Consider the following 17414-nt stretch of genomic DNA (forward strand, 5'->3'; position numbering starts at 1 on the left):
TGTATGTTTTGATTTCTTGTAGAGAAATCGAACTTCGTTTTTCAGTATATATAAATTGAACCATTAGATGTAAAAGTTTTATACTTTTGCGGTCTAATGGTTTTTTTTATGTTTATTAAGGAGTTTGTAGATTATTTACTTTTAGAGAAAAAATACTCTACACATACTGTTGCTGCTTATAAAGCAGATTTGCTGTCTTTTGTTCAATTTTATGAAGATGAATACGATGTAAAAGATATTTCAAAATCGGATTATACTCAAATCCGTTCTTGGATAGTTAGTCTGGTTGATAAAGAAGTTTCGAATAGAACAATTAATAGAAAAGTGTCTTCTCTTAAGACTTATTTTAAATTCTTGCTTAAGTCGGAGCAGATAGATAAGAATCCGTTAGCTAAACATAAGGCGTTAAAAGCTTCTAACAAACTTCAAATACCATTTTCGGATGCAGAGGTTGATCTCGTTTTAGAAGAGTTGTCTAGTGGTGTGGATTTTAAAAGTGTTAGGGATAGGTTAATTGTGGAGTTATTTTATGCAACTGGAATGCGTAGAATTGAATTGGTGAATCTTAAGCTTAAAGATGTTGATGTCTCATCTAAGCAGATCAAAGTCTTAGGGAAGCGAAATAAAGAACGGTATGTTCCATTAATCCCTTCGGTTATTAAAACTATAGAGCAGTATATAGAGTTGCGTAAAGATGTAGTTAAAGAGTTGGGAGATTCTTCGTTACTACTTACAGAAAAAGGAGTTAAAATATATGAAACACTTGTTTATCGAGTCATAAATGGCTATTTTAGTAATGTATCTTCAAAAGTTAAAAGAAGTCCGCATATATTGAGACACTCATTTGCGACACATCTACTTAATGAAGGCGCGAACTTAAACGCTGTAAAAGAATTGCTAGGTCATTCTAGTTTAGCAGCTACTCAGGTGTATACGCATCAAAGTATAGCACAGTTGGCAAAAGTGTATAAACAATCCCATCCAAGGAATAAAAAATAAACTATAAGCTGCTTTGTTAATTTCTTTTAGGTTTTAAGTATTTGTTTAACCAATTAATATAACACCTATGAAAGTGAACTTGCAATCCGTAAATTTTAATGTAGATCAGAAGTTGATAGATTTTACTCAAGCAAAATTGGATAAGTTGGAAAATCATTTTAGTCGTATTATTTATGCTGATGTTTTTCTAAAAGTTATGAATACGAGTGGTAAGGAAAATAAAATCACAGAAATTTTGCTTAGTGTGCCAGGAGATGAGTTTATAATCAAAAAAATAAATAAAAGTTTCGAAGAAGGTGTGGATGAGTGTGTTAGTTCATTGGAGAGACAGTTAAGGAAACGCAAGGAAAAATTAAATGCACATGTTTGATGATTTTTTTTAAAAAAATGTTTTGTGTAATAAATAAATTCTATACATTTGCAGTCCGTTAGAAATAGCGGACTTTTTTATGCTTAAAAAAGTAACCAAAAGCCGATGTAGCTCAGCTGGCTAGAGCAGCTGATTTGTAATCAGCAGGTCGTGGGTTCGAGTCCCTCCATCGGCTCAAAAAAAGGTTAAGTTTGAAAATAAATAAACCTTTTTTTTGTAAAATTTTGAATTGTAAAATATTTGATTACTTTTGCGCTTCGAAATTTAGAAGTTCATTCTAAAATAATGATTTTTTTGGGGAGATACTCAAGCGGCCAACGAGGACAGACTGTAAATCTGTTGTTTTTTAACTTCGCAGGTTCGAATCCTGCTCTCCCCACAACCTTCAATTTTGATTTCAAAATTGTAAATCGCGGGAGTAGCTCAGTTGGTAGAGCGTCAGCCTTCCAAGCTGAATGTCGCCAGTTCGAACCTGGTCTCCCGCTCTTAAAAAATACAGAGCTAATCTTGATGCATTATTAGCATTGGATTTTTAAAATAGAATGTGATGAATCGGTTTTCTTTTTATGTTAAATAAAGGACTCTGGTTTATCATTGTGTACTTTAAAAAGCCGGTGTAGCTCAGGGGTAGAGCGTTTCCTTGGTAAGGAAGAGGTCACGAGTTCAAATCTCGTCATTGGCTCTTGGTTCAGAAGCATTAATTGAACACTAATATATAACTAAGATTAAATAAATTAATTATGGCAAAGGAAACTTTTGATCGTTCCAAACCGCACTTAAATATTGGTACTATTGGACACGTTGATCACGGTAAAACAACTTTAACGGCTGCTATTACTAAGGTATTGGCAGATGCTGGTCTTTCTGAGGCTAGAGATTTCGATACTATCGATAACGCTCCAGAAGAAAAAGAAAGAGGTATTACAATTAATACATCTCACGTAGAATATCAAACAGCTAACCGTCACTATGCACACGTTGACTGTCCAGGTCACGCCGATTACGTAAAGAACATGGTAACTGGTGCTGCGCAGATGGATGGTGCTATATTAGTGGTAGCTGCTACTGATGGACCTATGCCACAAACTCGTGAGCACATCCTTTTAGGACGTCAGGTAGGTATTCCAAGAATCGTTGTATTCCTTAATAAAGTGGATATGGTTGATGACGAGGAGCTTTTAGAATTAGTAGAGATGGAAGTTAGAGATCTTCTTTCTTTCTATGAGTATGATGGAGATAATGGACCTGTAGTTGCTGGATCTGCACTTGGTGCTCTTAATGGAGAACAAAAGTGGGTTGATACGGTTTTAGAATTAATGAAAGAAGTAGATGCTTGGATTGAGGAGCCATTACGTGAAATCGATAAGGATTTCTTAATGCCGATTGAAGATGTATTCTCTATTACTGGACGTGGTACTGTAGCAACTGGTCGTATAGAAACAGGTATTGCTAACACTGGAGATCCTGTTGAGATCATCGGTATGGGTGCTGAGAAATTAACTTCTACTATAACAGGTATTGAGATGTTCCGTCAGATCCTTGATAGAGGAGAAGCTGGAGATAATGCTGGTATCTTATTAAGAGGTATTGAGAAAACTCAGATTTCTCGTGGTATGGTAATTACTAAGCCAGGATCTGTAACACCACACGCTAAATTCAAAGCTGAGGTATATATTCTTAAGAAAGAAGAAGGTGGACGTCACACTCCATTCCATAATAACTACCGTCCTCAGTTCTACGTTCGTACAACTGATGTAACTGGAAACATTGCGCTTCCTGATGGAGTTGAGATGGTAATGCCTGGAGATAACTTAACTATTACTGTTGAGCTTATTCAGCCAATTGCAATGAATGTAGGTCTTCGTTTTGCTATCCGTGAAGGTGGTAGAACAGTAGGTGCTGGTCAGGTAACTGAAATTTTAGACTAATAATATAGATGATATAAGGAAAGGTATTCGTTACGACGAATACCTTGACTTATGTATACGGGTTTAGCTCAGTTGGTAGAGCACTGGTCTCCAAAACCAGGTGTCGGGAGTTCGAGCCTCTCAACCCGTGCTTAGAAAATTTGAATTATATATGCTTAAAAGCATAATGATTTTAAGATAAGTTTCAAGTGACAGGTTTGTCGTTAAAAAGAATAGAAAGATGGCTGGATTAATAAATTATATTTCGGAATCATATAGCGAGTTGAAAAACCACGTTACTTGGACTCCTTGGGCAGAAGCACAAAGACTAACTTTAGTTACCATTGTATTTTCTGTTATTTTTTCCTTAGCTATCTGGGGAGTGGATACTGTATTCAGTAATTTGATAGAGTATTATTTTACTTTAGTTAAATCATAAATTAGTATGGCTGAAGTTAGTAATACAAAGAAATGGTACGTAGTACGTGCTGTAAGTGGTCAAGAAAATAAGGTTAAAGACTATATAGAGAGAGAAATCGCTCATATGGGTATGGAGGATTATGTTTCTCAGATCTTAGTTCCTACTGAAAAAGTGGTGCAAATCCGTAACGGAAAGAAAATAAATAAGGAAAGAGTGTATTTTCCTGGGTATGTTATGATAGAAGCTAACCTATCTGGAGAAATCCCTCATATAATAAAATCTATTAATGGAGTTATTGGTTTTCTTGGAGAAGTAAAGGGTGGAGATCCTGTTCCTTTAAGAAAAGCAGAGATTAATAGAATGTTAGGTAAGGTTGATGAACTTGCTGTAAAAACTGATAATGTTGCAATTCCTTATACTGTTGGAGAAACGGTTAAAGTTATTGATGGTCCATTTAATGGTTTTAATGGTACAGTAGAGAAAGTAAATGAAGAAAAGCGTAAGCTAGAGGTAATGGTAAAGATTTTTGGAAGAAAAACACCATTAGAATTAAGCTATATGCAAGTAGAAAAAGTATAATAATTGTTACATTATATATCCTGAATTGTTCTTATTGCTTCCACTTTATAGAACAATTCTAATTTAAAATTAGAAAAATGGCTAAAGAGATAAGTAAGGTTGTAAAACTTCAAGTACGTGGAGGAGCGGCTAATCCGTCCCCACCAGTTGGACCTGCTTTAGGTGCTGCCGGAGTGAATATCATGGAATTCTGTAAGCAATTCAATGGTAGAACACAAGATAAGGCTGGTAAAGTATTACCGGTTGTTATCAATGTTTACAAAGACAAATCTTTTGATTTTGTAATTAAAACTCCACCTGCAGCAGTTCAAATACTGGAAGCAGCAAAAACGAAAAAGGGTTCAGGAGAGCCAAATCGTAAGAAAGTAGCTAGTGTTACTTGGGATCAAGTTCGTGCAATAGCAGAAGATAAAATGCAAGATTTGAATGCATTTACTGTTGAATCTGCTATGAAAATGATAGCCGGTACCGCTCGTTCAATGGGTGTAACTGTAAAAGGACAAGCTCCTTTTTAATCCAAAAACGTGTAGAAAATGGCAAAAGTAACTAAAAAGCAAAAAGAAGTTAGAGCTAAAGTTGAAAAGAATAAATCATATTCAGTAGACGAAGCTTCTGCTTTAGTAAAAGAAATAACAAACGTAAATTTTGATGCATCTGTAGATTTAGCAGTTCGTTTGAACGTAGATCCTCGTAAAGCTAATCAAATGGTACGTGGTGTGGTAACTTTACCTCACGGAACAGGAAAGGATGTTAAAGTTCTTGCATTGGTAACACCAGATAAAGAAGCTGAAGCTAAAGAAGCTGGTGCTGATTTTGTAGGTCTTGATGAGTATCTTGATAAAATCAAAGGTGGATGGACTGATGTAGATGTGATTATCACTATGCCAAGTGTGATGGGTAAATTAGGTCCATTAGGTCGAGTTTTAGGACCTCGTGGTTTAATGCCTAACCCAAAGACTGGTACTGTAACTATGGATATAGCTAAGGCTGTTTCTGATGTTAAAGCTGGTAAGATAGATTTCAAAGTTGATAAGACAGGAATCGTTCACGCTGCAATTGGGAAGTCATCTTTTTCTGCTGATAAGATAGCGGGAAATGCAAAAGAATTATTAACAACATTGGTGAAGTTAAAACCTGTGGCTGCTAAAGGTGTATATATAAAATCTATTTATATGTCTTCTACTATGAGCCCTAGTTTAGAAATTGATTCTAAGCACTTTGCTGGGTAATTAAGATATACGATTATGACAAGAGAAGAAAAATCACAAGTAATTGAAGACTTAACTGCTCAGTTAGCTGAAAACTCTAATATTTATTTAGCTGATATTTCAGGATTAGATGCAGGAACAACTTCAAATTTACGTAGAGCTTGTTTTAAAGCTAACGTATCATTAAAAGTAATTAAGAATACGCTCCTTGCTAAGGCAATGGAGAAATCAGATAAGGAGTTTGGAGAATTACCTGAGGTATTAAAAGGTAATACTTCTATTATGTTTTCCGAAACTGGAAATGCACCAGCGAAGGTTATTAAAGAGTTTCGTAAGAAATCTGAGAAGCCTGTATTAAAAGGAGCTTTCGTAGAGTCAGCGATTTTTGTTGGTGATGAGAATCTAGAAGCACTTGTTAATATCAAGTCTAAGGAAGAAGTTATCGGAGATATTATTGGCTTATTACAATCACCTGCTAAGAATGTTATTTCAGCATTAAAGTCAAGTGGTGGTACTATTGCTGGTATTCTTAAAACATTATCCGAAAAAGAAGGATAATCTAAGCGTGTACGCACTTTTTAACAAATTATATTTCAATTAAAAAAAATTATTTAAAACGATAGAAAATGGCAGATTTAAAAGATTTCGCAGAACAATTAGTTAACTTAACTGTAAAAGAAGTTAATGAATTAGCAGATATACTAAAAGAAGAGTATGGTATTGAGCCTGCTGCTGCTGCAGTAGCTGTTGCTGCTGGTGGTGCTGGTGGTGGTGAAGCTGCAGAAGAAAAATCAGAATTTGATGTAATTCTTAAAGCTCCAGGAGGTGCTAAGTTAGCAGTTGTAAAATTAGTAAAAGAATTAACTGGTCTAGGTCTTAAAGACGCTAAAGGATTAGTTGATGGTGCTCCAAGTGCAATCAAAGAAGGAGTAGCAAAAGATGAAGCAGAAGCTCTTAAAGCTCAATTAGAAGAGGCTGGAGCAGAGGTTGAGCTTAAGTAAGCTTACCAAATATTGACATAGAGGTTTAGACCTGGAGAATTTTCTCTAAGGTCTAAACCATTTTGCGTATATAAATATGATGTATTAAAATACGCTGTTTTTTAAATTTTAATTTAATTCCGTCCATTGATGTTAGCAACGCAAACTGAAAGATTGAATTTTTCTTCCGTAAAGAATAGACCTGATTATCCTGATTTCTTGGATATACAGATCAAATCCTTTCAAGACTTTTTTCAATTAGAAACAAAGTCAGAAGAAAGAGGAAATGAAGGTCTTTATAATACCTTCATGGAAAATTTCCCGATTACGGACACACGTAATCAATTTGTACTTGAATTTTTAGACTACTTTGTAGACCCACCAAGATATGATTTGCAAGAATGTATAGAGAGAGGTCTTACATATAGTGTTCCGCTTAAGGCGCGTCTAAAACTTTTCTGTACCGATCCTGAACACGAAGATTTTGAGACGATTGTACAGGACGTATATTTAGGAACAATTCCTTATATGACTCCTAGTGGTACATTCTGTATTAATGGAGCAGAACGTGTTGTTGTATCTCAATTACACCGTTCACCAGGTGTTTTCTTTGGACAATCATTCCATGCAAATGGAACTAAGCTATATTCTGCAAGAGTAATTCCTTTTAAAGGATCTTGGATAGAATTTGCAACAGATATCAATAGCGTTATGTACGCATATATTGATAGAAAGAAAAAATTACCAGTAACTACTCTTTTCCGTGCTATCGGGTTTGAAAGAGATAAGGATATTTTAGAAATTTTTGATCTTGCAGAAGAAGTAAAAGTTTCTAAATCTGGATTGAAAAAAGTACTAGGGCGTAAGTTAGCGGCACGTGTATTAAATACATGGCATGAGGATTTCGTAGATGAGGATACAGGAGAGGTTGTTTCTATAGAGCGTAACGAAATTGTATTAGATCGTGATACTGTTCTTGATAAAGATCACTTAGATGAGATCGTGGATTCTGGAGCTAAAACTATTTTGCTTCATAAAGAAGATAATCAGAAAGGTGATTATGCGATAATCCATAATACATTACAAAAAGATCCTACGAATTCTGAAAAGGAAGCCGTAGAACATATATACCGTCAATTACGTAATGCAGAACCGCCTGATGAGGAGACTGCAAGGGGTATTATTGACAAGTTATTCTTCTCTGATCAACGTTACAACCTTGGTGAAGTAGGTCGTTATAGAATGAATAAAAAACTAGGTCTTAATATTGAAATGGATAAGCAAGTGCTTACTAAAGAAGATATTATTACTATTATAAAATACTTAATTGAGTTAATCAATTCAAAAGCTGAGATTGATGATATTGATCACCTTTCTAACCGTCGTGTAAGAACTGTAGGAGAACAATTATCACAACAGTTTGGAGTTGGTCTAGCACGTATGGCACGTACAATTCGTGAGCGTATGAATGTTAGAGATAATGAAGTATTTACACCTATTGATTTGATTAATGCAAAGACATTGTCTTCTGTAATTAATTCTTTCTTCGGGACGAATCAGTTATCTCAGTTTATGGATCAAACGAATCCATTAGCAGAGATTACGCACAAGCGTCGACTTTCTGCTTTAGGACCAGGTGGTTTATCAAGAGAGCGTGCTGGTTTCGAGGTTCGAGATGTACATTATACACACTATGGTCGTTTATGTCCAATTGAAACTCCAGAAGGACCGAATATTGGATTAATATCTTCACTAGCAGTTTTTGCCAAAGTGAATTCAATGGGGTTCTTAGAAACTCCTTACCGTAAAGTTGAAGATGGAAAAGTAGATTTAAGTGAGTTTAGATACTTAAGTGCAGAGGAAGAGGAAGAAAAATTAATAATGCAAGCGAACTTGCCGTTAGAAGAAGATGGTAAGATTCAAAGTGATAAGGTAATTGCTCGTATGGAAGGTGACTTCCCGGTGATAGAACCATCATCTGTAAATTATGCTGATGTTGCTCCTAATCAAATTGCCTCTATTTCTGCATCTTTAATTCCTTTCTTAGAACATGATGATGCGAACCGTGCATTGATGGGATCGAATATGATGCGTCAGGCAGTACCATTATTAAGAGTTGATGCACCAATTGTTGGTACAGGACTAGAGCGTCAAGTAGCTTCAGATTCTCGTGTATTAATTAACTCAGAAGGAGCAGGAGTTGTTGAGTATGTAGATGCACAAAAGATAACTATTAAGTATGATAGAACGGAAGAACAAAGAATGGTAAGTTTTGATAGTGATTCTAAAACTTATAACCTTATTAAATTCCGTAAAACGAATCAAGGTACTTCTATTAATCTTAAACCGATCGTAAGAGTTGGTGATAGAGTAAATAAAGGACAGGTTCTATGTCAAGGTTATGCAACTGAAAATGGAGAACTTGCTTTAGGAAGAAATATGAAGGTTGCCTTCATGCCTTGGAAAGGATATAACTTTGAGGATGCAATCGTAATTTCTGAGAAAGTTGTTAGAGATGATATCTTTACTTCTATTCATATCGATGAGTACTCTTTAGAAGTAAGAGATACTAAGTTAGGGAATGAAGAATTAACTAACGATATTCCTAATGTTTCTGAAGAAGCGACTAAGGATCTTGATGAAAACGGAATGATCCGTGTTGGTGCTGAGATTAAGCCAGGAGATATTCTTATCGGTAAGATTACGCCAAAAGGAGAAAGTGATCCTACACCAGAAGAGAAATTATTAAGAGCTATCTTTGGTGATAAAGCTGGAGATGTTAAAGATGCTTCTTTAAAAGCTTCACCATCTTTACACGGTGTTGTTATAGATAAGAAATTATTTGCTCGTGCGATAAAAGATAAGCGTAAGCGTTCTCAGGATAAAGAAGATATTTCAATCTTAGAGCGATCGTATGACGCTAAATTTGCATTATTAAAGGCAGAGTTAGTAGATAAATTATTCGTAATCGTTGGAGGTAAAACTTCGCAAGGAGTTATTAACGATTTAGGAGAAGAAGTACTTCCAAAAGGTAAGAAGTTTACTCAAAAAATGCTTAATAGTGTTGATGATTATGCTCATCTTACTAAAGGGACTTGGACTACTGATGATAGTCTTAATAAGATGGTTGCGGATCTTATCCACAACTTTAAGATTAAAGAAAATGATTTACAAGGTAACTTGCGTAGAGAGAAATTTACGATCTCTGTGGGAGATGAATTACCTTCTGGAATTATAAAACTTGCTAAAGTTTACATTGCTAAAAAACGTAAACTAAAAGTAGGTGATAAGATGGCAGGTCGTCACGGTAACAAAGGTATTGTTGCCCGTATCGTAAGAGAAGAAGATATGCCATTCTTAGAAGATGGAACACCAGTAGATATTGTATTGAATCCACTAGGGGTACCTTCTCGTATGAATATTGGTCAGATCTATGAAACTGTACTAGGTTGGGCTGGTCAGAAATTAGGTAGAAAATATGCTACTCCAATTTTTGATGGAGCTTCTTTAGATCAGATTAATGAATTTACAGATGAAGCTGGTATTCCAAGATTTGGTCATACATATTTATATGATGGTGGTACAGGAGATCGTTTTGATCAACCGGCAACTGTAGGTGTGATTTACATGCTTAAGTTAGGTCATATGGTAGATGACAAAATGCACGCACGTTCTATTGGTCCTTATTCATTGATTACTCAGCAACCACTTGGTGGTAAAGCTCAGTTTGGAGGTCAGCGTTTTGGAGAGATGGAAGTTTGGGCATTAGAGGCATATGGTGCTTCTGCTACCCTTCGTGAGATATTGACTGTTAAATCTGATGATGTTATAGGAAGAGCTAAAACATACGAAAGTATTGTTAAAGGTGAGCCTATGCCAGAACCTGGATTGCCAGAATCATTCAACGTACTTATGCACGAATTGAAAGGTCTTGGTCTAGATATCAGATTAGAAGAATAATATAGATTAGGAAATCGTACCCTGAGAGTAATCAAAGGGTGCGTTTATACTATTTGTTATTCAAAATTAAATTACAATAATTCTTAAGTAACCATATATTATGGCAAGAAATAATGATAAGAATGCAGTAAAGAGATTTAATAAAATCTCTATAGGTTTAGCGTCTCCTGAGTCTGTTTTAGCAGCATCGCAGGGAGAGGTTCTTAAGCCTGAAACTATTAATTATCGTACTCACAAACCAGAACGTGATGGTTTGTTCTGTGAGCGTATTTTTGGACCTGTTAAGGACTTTGAGTGTGCTTGTGGTAAATATAAAAGAATTCGTTACAAAGGGATCGTATGTGATCGATGTGGTGTAGAAGTAACGGAAAAGAAAGTTCGAAGAGATCGTGTTGGTCATATTAATTTAGTTGTACCAGTTGCACATATTTGGTATTTCCGTTCGCTACCTAACAAAATAGGATATTTATTAGGTCTTCCTTCTAAGAAGCTGGATATGATTATTTACTACGAACGTTATGTAGTAATACAACCAGGTATCGCAAAGAATGAAGAAGGTGAGCCAGTTCAGAAAATGGACTTTCTTACAGAAGAAGAGTATCTTAATATCTTAGATAGTCTTCCTCAAGAGAATTTATATCTAGATGATACAGATCCTAATAAGTTCATCGCTAAGATGGGTGCAGAGTGTCTTATCGAAATTCTAAAAAGAATTGATCTCGATGAGTTATCTTACGAGTTAAGACATAAGGCAAATAATGAAACTTCTAAGCAGCGTAAAACGGAAGCTTTAAAGCGCCTTCAGGTTGTAGAATCTTTACGTGATGCAAATAAGAATAGAGAAAATCGCCCAGAATGGATGATTCTTAAAGTGGTTCCGGTAATCCCGCCAGAATTACGTCCGTTAGTACCATTAGATGGTGGTCGTTTTGCTACATCAGATTTAAATGACTTATATCGTCGTGTAATAATTCGTAACAATCGTTTGAAGCGTTTGATGGAAATCAAAGCTCCAGAAGTAATTTTACGTAATGAAAAGCGTATGCTACAAGAATCTGTAGATTCTTTGTTTGATAATACTCGTAAAGCTTCTGCAGTTAAAACTGATTCTAACAGACCTTTAAAATCGCTTTCGGATTCTTTAAAAGGTAAGCAAGGACGTTTCCGTCAGAACTTACTAGGTAAACGTGTGGATTATTCTGCTCGTTCTGTAATTGTTGTAGGACCAGAATTGAAATTATTCGAATGTGGTCTTCCTAAGAATATGGCAGCAGAATTATACAAACCATTTGTAATCAGAAAATTGATAGAACGTGGTATTGTAAAGACAGTAAAATCTGCTAAAAAAATTATCGATAGAAAAGAGCCTGTAGTTTGGGATATCTTGGAGAATGTTCTTAAAGGACATCCAGTATTACTAAACCGTGCTCCTACGCTTCACCGTTTAGGTATTCAGGCATTCCAGCCAAAACTTATTGAAGGTAAAGCAATACAGTTACACCCATTAGTGTGTACAGCATTTAATGCCGATTTTGATGGAGATCAAATGGCGGTGCATTTACCATTAGGACCAGAAGCAATATTGGAAGCACAATTATTAATGTTAGCTTCTCATAACATTCTGAATCCTGCTAATGGTTCGCCGGTTACTGTACCTTCTCAGGATATGGTACTGGGTCTGTATTATATGACTAAATCACGTAGATCAACACCTGAGTTAGAAATTAAAGGTGAGGATTTAACGTTCTATTCTCCAGAAGAAGTAGTTATTGCTTATAACGAAAAACGTCTTGATATTAACGCTAATATTAAGGTTAGAACAAAAGATATCGAAGATGGAGAAGTGGTAACTAAAATTATAGAAACTACTACAGGTAGAGTTTTATTTAATGAAAAAGTTCCTGAAAAAGCTGGTTATATTAATGAAGTATTAACCAAAAAATCTCTTAGAGATATTATTGGAGGTATTTTAAAAGTAACTAGTGTACCAGAAACTGCTGCTTTCTTAGATGAAATTAAAACGTTAGGATATAACTTCGCATTTAGAGGAGGATTATCCTTTAGTTTAGGTGATATTATTATTCCTGCAGAGAAGCATAAAATGATCGCTGATGCTAATGGTCAGGTAGACAATATAGTTGCTAATTATAACATGGGTCTTATTACTAATAATGAGCGTTATAACCAGGTAATTGATATATGGACATCGACCAATGCGGAATTGACAGAATTGTCAATGAAACGTATTAGAGAGGATCAGCAAGGGTTTAACTCAGTATATATGATGCTTGATTCTGGAGCCAGGGGATCTAAAGAACAGATTCGTCAGCTTACAGGTATGCGTGGATTAATGGCAAAACCAAAGAAATCGAATTCAGCTGGTGGAGAGATTATTGAGAATCCAATTCTTTCTAACTTTAAAGAAGGTCTTTCGATTCTTGAGTACTTTATCTCAACACACGGTGCTCGTAAAGGTCTTGCGGATACTGCACTTAAAACTGCGGATGCTGGATACCTTACACGTCGTTTAGTTGATGTTGCACAAGATGTTATTGTTAATATCGAAGATTGTGGAACATTACGTGGGGTAGAGGTTACTCCTTTGAAGAAAAATGAAGAAATTATTGAAGGTCTTGCTGCTAGAATTACCGGTAGGACTTCATTAGTAGATGTTATAAACCCTCTAACTCAGGAAGTGCTTGTAGAAGCAGGAGTTGAGATTGATGATGTAACTGCTAAAAACATTGAGAATTCTCCAGTAGAATCCGTTGAAGTTCGCTCAGCATTAACTTGTGAGGCTAAAAAAGGTATTTGTGTAAAATGTTATGGTCGTAACCTAGCAACTGGTAAAACAGTTCAGCGTGGTGAGGCAGTTGGTGTTGTGGCAGCTCAATCGATTGGAGAGCCTGGAACTCAGCTTACATTGCGTACATTCCACGTAGGAGGTATTGCAAGTAACATTTCTGAAGAAAATCAATTGAAGTCTAAATTTGCTGGTAAGGCAGAGATAGATGAATTGAAAACTGTAAAAGGTCAAGATTCTGACGGAAATGAAATTGATGTGGTAATCTCTCGTACTTCTGAAGTTAAGGTTGTAGATCCTAAAACTAAGATCGTACTTAGTACAAACTTAATCCCTTACGGTTCGCAGTTATTTATTAACAGTGGAGATACAGTTAAGAAAGATCAAAGTATCTGTCAATGGGATCCATATAACGGTGTGATCATTTCAGAATTTGCAGGAAAAGTAAGTTATGAAAATGTTGAACAAGGTATTACTTATCAAGTAGAAATAGATGAACAAACTGGATTCCAGGAAAAAGTAATCTCAGAATCTCGTGATAAGAAAAAAATACCAACGCTATTAATTATGGGTAAAGATGACGAAGTTCTTCGTTCTTACAACCTTCCGGTTGGAGCCCACTTAATGGTTGATGACAATGATAAGATTAATGTTGGTAAGATTTTAGTAAAAATTCCTCGTAAGTCAGCAAAAGCTGGTGATATTACAGGGGGTCTTCCACGTGTAACGGAATTATTTGAAGCACGTAATCCATCCAATCCTGCTGTAGTTAGTGAAATTGATGGTGTAGTTTCTTTTGGAAAAATTAAGCGTGGTAATCGTGAGATTATCGTAGAATCTAGGATAGGTGAGATCAAGAAGTATCTTGTGAAGTTGTCTAATCAGATTCTTGTTCAGGAGAATGACTTTGTTCGTGCTGGTATGCCATTATCTGATGGTTCTGTGACTCCAGAAGATATTCTTAAGATCAAAGGACCTTCAGCTGTGCAACAGTACTTAGTTAATGAAGTACAGGAAGTATATCGATTACAAGGTGTGAAGATTAATGATAAGCATTTTGAGGTTGTAGTACGTCAGATGATGCGTAAAGTAAGAATTCAAGATCCAGGTGATACTATTTTCTTAGAGAATCAATTAGTTCATAAATCAGATTTCATCCAAGAAAACGATGCTATCTTCGGAATGAAGGTGGTAGAAGAAGCTGGAGATAGTGAAAACCTAAAAGCAGGTCAAATTATTTCTCCAAGAGATCTTAGAGATGAGAATTCTATATTAAGAAGAGAAGATAAAAACTTAGTAGAAGCAAGAGATGTTACTCCTGCGACGGCGACTCCAATCCTTCAGGGTATTACAAGAGCGTCACTTCAAACTAAGTCATTTATTTCTGCAGCTTCATTCCAGGAAACTACTAAAGTATTAAACGAAGCTGCTGTAAGTGGTAAAGTTGATGATTTAGAAGGGTTAAAAGAGAATGTAATCGTTGGACATAGAATTCCTGCAGGAACGGGTATGAGAGACTACGAAAGTATCATAGTTGGTTCTAAAGAAGAATTCGAAGATCGAATGGAACAAAGACAAGAAGTAAATTATAATTAATCAGTTAAGCCTGCCAATTGGCAGGCTTTCTGTTTTTAGAAAGCTATTGGCTTTTGTAAAATAATATAAAATGGCAGAGGAAAAGAAACAAAAACAAAATCAGTTAAATATAGAGTTGGATGATGCAATAGCTGATGGAGTATATAGTAACTTGGCAATTATTAATCACTCGGTATCCGAGTTTGTGGTAGACTTCGTTAATATTATGCCGGGACGGCCTAAAAGCAAAGTAAAGAGTAGGATTATCTTAACTCCTCAACATGCTAAAAGATTATTAAAAGCTTTAGGTGATAATGTGTCAAGGTTTGAAGCTGCTCATGGCGAAATAAAGGATTATGATCAACCACCAATTCCTTTAAATTTTGGGCCTACAGGACAGGCATAATAACATATTTTTATAAAATTATATGCAACCCATTGTTTTTTTTAACAGTGGGTTTTTTCATGAATATTTTAGAGTTTGATAAGGAAGTATATTTTTAGTATCTTAAACCGTCTTTTATTTAACGTATTAAAATATGTCCGAAAGAATTAAAACATATTCAGAATTTTATAGATTTTATCTTACCGAACATCAAAATAGGACAAGTAGGACTTTGCATTTTGTAGGGACCTTTTTGGTTTTTATTATTATAGGCATTGCTATATATAATGGATGGGGTTGGAAGTGGTTTTTGGTTCCTTTAGTTGGTTATGGATTTGCATGGGTAGGTCATGCTTTTTTTGAAAAGAATAAACCTGCTACTTTTAAATATCCTTTTTGGAGTTTGATTTCAGATTTTAAATTATTTTTTGAAATTCTTTTGGGAAAACGAGCGTTTGATAGCTCGAAAGATTAAAATAGTTTTTGATTATAAGTATTTTTTTTTCATAAATTTTATTGATAAATAAATTAAAAACGGATCAAATAAAAAGCATTTCATCCGTTTTTAATTTAAAAGCATAAGTTATGTAGTTTACCTTTTTAATTGCTCTAAAAAGCTATTTAAAATAAGTTTAGAATTCAGATGTAAAATGAAAAATGATAGAAGGATATTTTTGTTGCGTCATTTGTAAACTAAAAGAAGAGTCTGCTAAAAATACTAATTGCCCTTGTTTGTCTTTAGCAAGAAATTTACTTTTTACTCTTTTGAAATCTTTGAATTCATCATTACTTTCATCTTCAACTTCTACCCAGCAAGCTTTATGTACATTTAGATTTTCATAAGTACATTTTGCACCATATTCATGTTCTAATCTATATTGTATTACTTCATACTGTAGGGCGCCAACCGTACCAATCACTTTTCTTCCATTTAGTTCTAATGTAAATAATTGAGCTACACCTTCATCCATTAATTGATCAATTCCTTTTGCTAATTGTTTGGATTTTAACGGATCTGCATTATTAATATATCTAAAATGTTCTGGAGAAAAACTAGGAATACCTTTATAGTTTAACTTTTCACCTGTTGTTAATGTATCACCAATTTTAAAATTACCAGTATCATGTAATCCCACGATATCTCCTGGGTATGAGATGTCGACAATTTCTTTTTTCTCTGCAAAAAATGCATTTGGACTCGAGAATTTAAGTTTTTTGTTATGTCGTGTATGTAAATAGGGTACATTACGTTCAAAAGTTCCTGATACTATTTTAATAAAAGCTAATCTATCTCTGTGTTTAGGATCCATGTTTGCATGGATCTTAAATACAAACCCCGTGAAATCTTTTTCATCAGGTTGTACAACTCTTATATCACTTTCTTTGGCTCTTGGAGTAGGTGCTATGGATATAAAACAATCTAATAATTCTCGAACACCAAAATTATTTAATGCGGAACCAAAAAAAACAGGTTGTAAATCTCCTTTTTGATATAATTCTTTATCAAATGATGGATAAATACCATCTACTAATTCAATTTCTTCTCGTAAGGTATCTGCGGCTGTATCTCCGATTAAAGTAGTAAGTTCAGGAGACGATAAATCGGATACTTCAATGGTCTCTTCAATGTTTTTTCTACTATCTCCACTAAAAAGATTGATGTTCTTTTCCCAAATATTATAGATACCTTTAAAATCATATCCCATTCCTATAGGAAAACTTAAAGGAGTTACCTTTAATCCAAGTTTTTGTTCTACTTCATCCAAAAGCTCGAAAGCATCTTTTCCTTCTCGATCCAGTTTGTTGATAAAAACAATCATTGGGATATTTCGCATTCTACACACCGAAACCAGTTTTTCGGTCTGTTCCTCTACACCTTTAGCAACATCAATAACAACTATTACACTATCAACAGCAGTTAAAGTTCTAAAAGTATCTTCTGCAAAATCTTTATGCCCTGGTGTGTCTAAAATATTTATTTTAACACCCTGGTATTCAAATGCTAATACAGAAGTAGCTACGGAAATCCCTCTTTGACGTTCGATTTCCATAAAGTCACTGGTAGCACCTTTTTTGATCTTATTAGATTTAACAGCTCCTGCTTCTTGAATTGCACCACCAAAGAGAAGTAATTTTTCTGTTAATGTTGTCTTACCTGCATCAGGATGAGAAATGATACCAAAGGTTCTTCGTCGCTTTATTTCTTCTGAGAATTTCATTGTAGTTC

14 protein-coding genes and 5 tRNA genes are annotated in these 17414 nt (G+C 34.9%); 18 read left to right on the top strand and 1 reads right to left on the bottom strand.

Annotation, left to right across the window (positions count from 1 at the left end):
• The first annotated feature begins 108 nt into the window (after positions 1-108).
• The 18 genes from D1815_RS22585 to D1815_RS22670 all read left to right on the top strand — a co-directional run bounded on the left by D1815_RS22585 (position 109) and on the right by D1815_RS22670 (position 15662).
• The gene (locus D1815_RS22585; RefSeq protein ID WP_027393792.1) at positions 109-999 is read left to right on the top strand and encodes a tyrosine-type recombinase/integrase; all 891 of its coding nucleotides are present in this window, start codon (positions 109-111) and stop codon (positions 997-999) included.
• Between the two features lie 67 nt (positions 1000-1066).
• Positions 1067-1369 (top strand): ribosome hibernation-promoting factor, HPF/YfiA family, encoded by a 303-nt coding sequence (gene hpf / locus D1815_RS22590; RefSeq protein WP_027393793.1) that lies wholly within the window; start codon positions 1067-1069, stop codon positions 1367-1369.
• A gap of 101 nt (positions 1370-1470) precedes the next feature.
• Positions 1471-1544: transfer RNA gene (locus D1815_RS22595), tRNA-Thr, on the top strand.
• Positions 1545-1665: 121 nt separating this feature from the next.
• Positions 1666-1748 (top strand) — tRNA-Tyr (locus D1815_RS22600).
• Between the two features lie 33 nt (positions 1749-1781).
• Positions 1782-1854: transfer RNA gene (locus tag D1815_RS22605), tRNA-Gly, on the top strand.
• 125 nt (positions 1855-1979) lie between these two features.
• Positions 1980-2051, top strand: a tRNA-Thr gene (locus tag D1815_RS22610).
• A gap of 58 nt (positions 2052-2109) precedes the next feature.
• Positions 2110-3297, top strand: a complete 1188-nt coding sequence (tuf, locus tag D1815_RS22615) for an elongation factor Tu (protein ID WP_027393794.1) — start codon at positions 2110-2112, stop codon at positions 3295-3297.
• 57 nt (positions 3298-3354) lie between these two features.
• A tRNA-Trp gene (locus tag D1815_RS22620) sits at positions 3355-3427 on the top strand.
• 90 nt (positions 3428-3517) lie between these two features.
• Positions 3518-3715 carry a preprotein translocase subunit SecE gene (gene secE / locus D1815_RS22625; protein WP_027393795.1) on the top strand — a complete coding sequence of 66 codons (198 nt, stop codon included), beginning with the start codon at positions 3518-3520 and terminating at the stop codon, positions 3713-3715.
• Positions 3716-3721: 6 nt separating this feature from the next.
• Positions 3722-4276, top strand: a complete 555-nt coding sequence (gene nusG / locus D1815_RS22630; protein ID WP_027393796.1) for a transcription termination/antitermination protein NusG — start codon at positions 3722-3724, stop codon at positions 4274-4276.
• A gap of 77 nt (positions 4277-4353) precedes the next feature.
• Entirely contained in the window at positions 4354-4791 is a 438-nt protein-coding gene (rplK, locus tag D1815_RS22635; protein ID WP_027393797.1) for a 50S ribosomal protein L11, read from the top strand.
• An 18-nt stretch (positions 4792-4809) separates the two neighbouring features.
• Positions 4810-5505 (top strand): 50S ribosomal protein L1, encoded by a 696-nt coding sequence (rplA, locus tag D1815_RS22640; protein ID WP_027393798.1) that lies wholly within the window; start codon positions 4810-4812, stop codon positions 5503-5505.
• A 15-nt stretch (positions 5506-5520) separates the two neighbouring features.
• The gene (rplJ, locus tag D1815_RS22645) at positions 5521-6042 is read left to right on the top strand and encodes a 50S ribosomal protein L10 (protein ID WP_027393799.1); all 522 of its coding nucleotides are present in this window, start codon (positions 5521-5523) and stop codon (positions 6040-6042) included.
• Positions 6043-6110: 68 nt separating this feature from the next.
• Positions 6111-6485, top strand: a complete 375-nt coding sequence (rplL, locus tag D1815_RS22650) for a 50S ribosomal protein L7/L12 (protein ID WP_027393800.1) — start codon at positions 6111-6113, stop codon at positions 6483-6485.
• A gap of 129 nt (positions 6486-6614) precedes the next feature.
• Entirely contained in the window at positions 6615-10424 is a 3810-nt protein-coding gene (gene rpoB, locus D1815_RS22655; protein ID WP_027393801.1) for a DNA-directed RNA polymerase subunit beta, read from the top strand.
• A gap of 100 nt (positions 10425-10524) precedes the next feature.
• Complete coding sequence (gene rpoC, locus D1815_RS22660; RefSeq protein WP_027393802.1) at positions 10525-14823, top strand: DNA-directed RNA polymerase subunit beta'; 4299 nt, start codon at positions 10525-10527, stop codon at positions 14821-14823.
• Positions 14824-14893: 70 nt separating this feature from the next.
• The gene (locus D1815_RS22665; RefSeq protein ID WP_027393803.1) at positions 14894-15208 is read left to right on the top strand and encodes a DUF3467 domain-containing protein; all 315 of its coding nucleotides are present in this window, start codon (positions 14894-14896) and stop codon (positions 15206-15208) included.
• A gap of 133 nt (positions 15209-15341) precedes the next feature.
• On the top strand, positions 15342-15662 hold the full coding sequence (locus D1815_RS22670; RefSeq protein WP_027393804.1) for a DUF962 domain-containing protein: 321 nt from the start codon (positions 15342-15344) through the stop codon (positions 15660-15662).
• Between the two features lie 157 nt (positions 15663-15819).
• On the opposite strand, the gene D1815_RS22675 is transcribed toward D1815_RS22670, so the two are convergent.
• Positions 15820-17406 (bottom strand): peptide chain release factor 3, encoded by a 1587-nt coding sequence (locus D1815_RS22675; RefSeq protein WP_027393805.1) that lies wholly within the window; start codon positions 17404-17406, stop codon positions 15820-15822.
• Positions 17407-17414: the final 8 nt, after the last annotated feature.

Source organism: Aquimarina sp. AD1 (assembly GCF_003443695.1).
GTDB classification, from domain to species: domain Bacteria; phylum Bacteroidota; class Bacteroidia; order Flavobacteriales; family Flavobacteriaceae; genus Aquimarina; species Aquimarina latercula.

Coding starts and splice junctions, on each gene's coding strand:
- D1815_RS22585 (WP_027393792.1), top strand. CDS start 109: ATGTTTATTAAGGAGTTTGTAGATTATTTACTTTTAGAGAAAAAATAC.
- tuf (WP_027393794.1), top strand. CDS start 2,110: ATGGCAAAGGAAACTTTTGATCGTTCCAAACCGCACTTAAATATTGGT.
- D1815_RS22675 (WP_027393805.1), bottom strand. CDS start 17,406: ATGAAATTCTCAGAAGAAATAAAGCGACGAAGAACCTTTGGTATCATT.
- nusG (WP_027393796.1), top strand. CDS start 3,722: ATGGCTGAAGTTAGTAATACAAAGAAATGGTACGTAGTACGTGCTGTA.
- rplK (WP_027393797.1), top strand. CDS start 4,354: ATGGCTAAAGAGATAAGTAAGGTTGTAAAACTTCAAGTACGTGGAGGA.
- D1815_RS22665 (WP_027393803.1), top strand. CDS start 14,894: ATGGCAGAGGAAAAGAAACAAAAACAAAATCAGTTAAATATAGAGTTG.
- rpoB (WP_027393801.1), top strand. CDS start 6,615: ATGTTAGCAACGCAAACTGAAAGATTGAATTTTTCTTCCGTAAAGAAT.
- rplL (WP_027393800.1), top strand. CDS start 6,111: ATGGCAGATTTAAAAGATTTCGCAGAACAATTAGTTAACTTAACTGTA.
- rpoC (WP_027393802.1), top strand. CDS start 10,525: ATGGCAAGAAATAATGATAAGAATGCAGTAAAGAGATTTAATAAAATC.
- D1815_RS22670 (WP_027393804.1), top strand. CDS start 15,342: ATGTCCGAAAGAATTAAAACATATTCAGAATTTTATAGATTTTATCTT.
- hpf (WP_027393793.1), top strand. CDS start 1,067: ATGAAAGTGAACTTGCAATCCGTAAATTTTAATGTAGATCAGAAGTTG.
- rplA (WP_027393798.1), top strand. CDS start 4,810: ATGGCAAAAGTAACTAAAAAGCAAAAAGAAGTTAGAGCTAAAGTTGAA.
- secE (WP_027393795.1), top strand. CDS start 3,518: ATGGCTGGATTAATAAATTATATTTCGGAATCATATAGCGAGTTGAAA.
- rplJ (WP_027393799.1), top strand. CDS start 5,521: ATGACAAGAGAAGAAAAATCACAAGTAATTGAAGACTTAACTGCTCAG.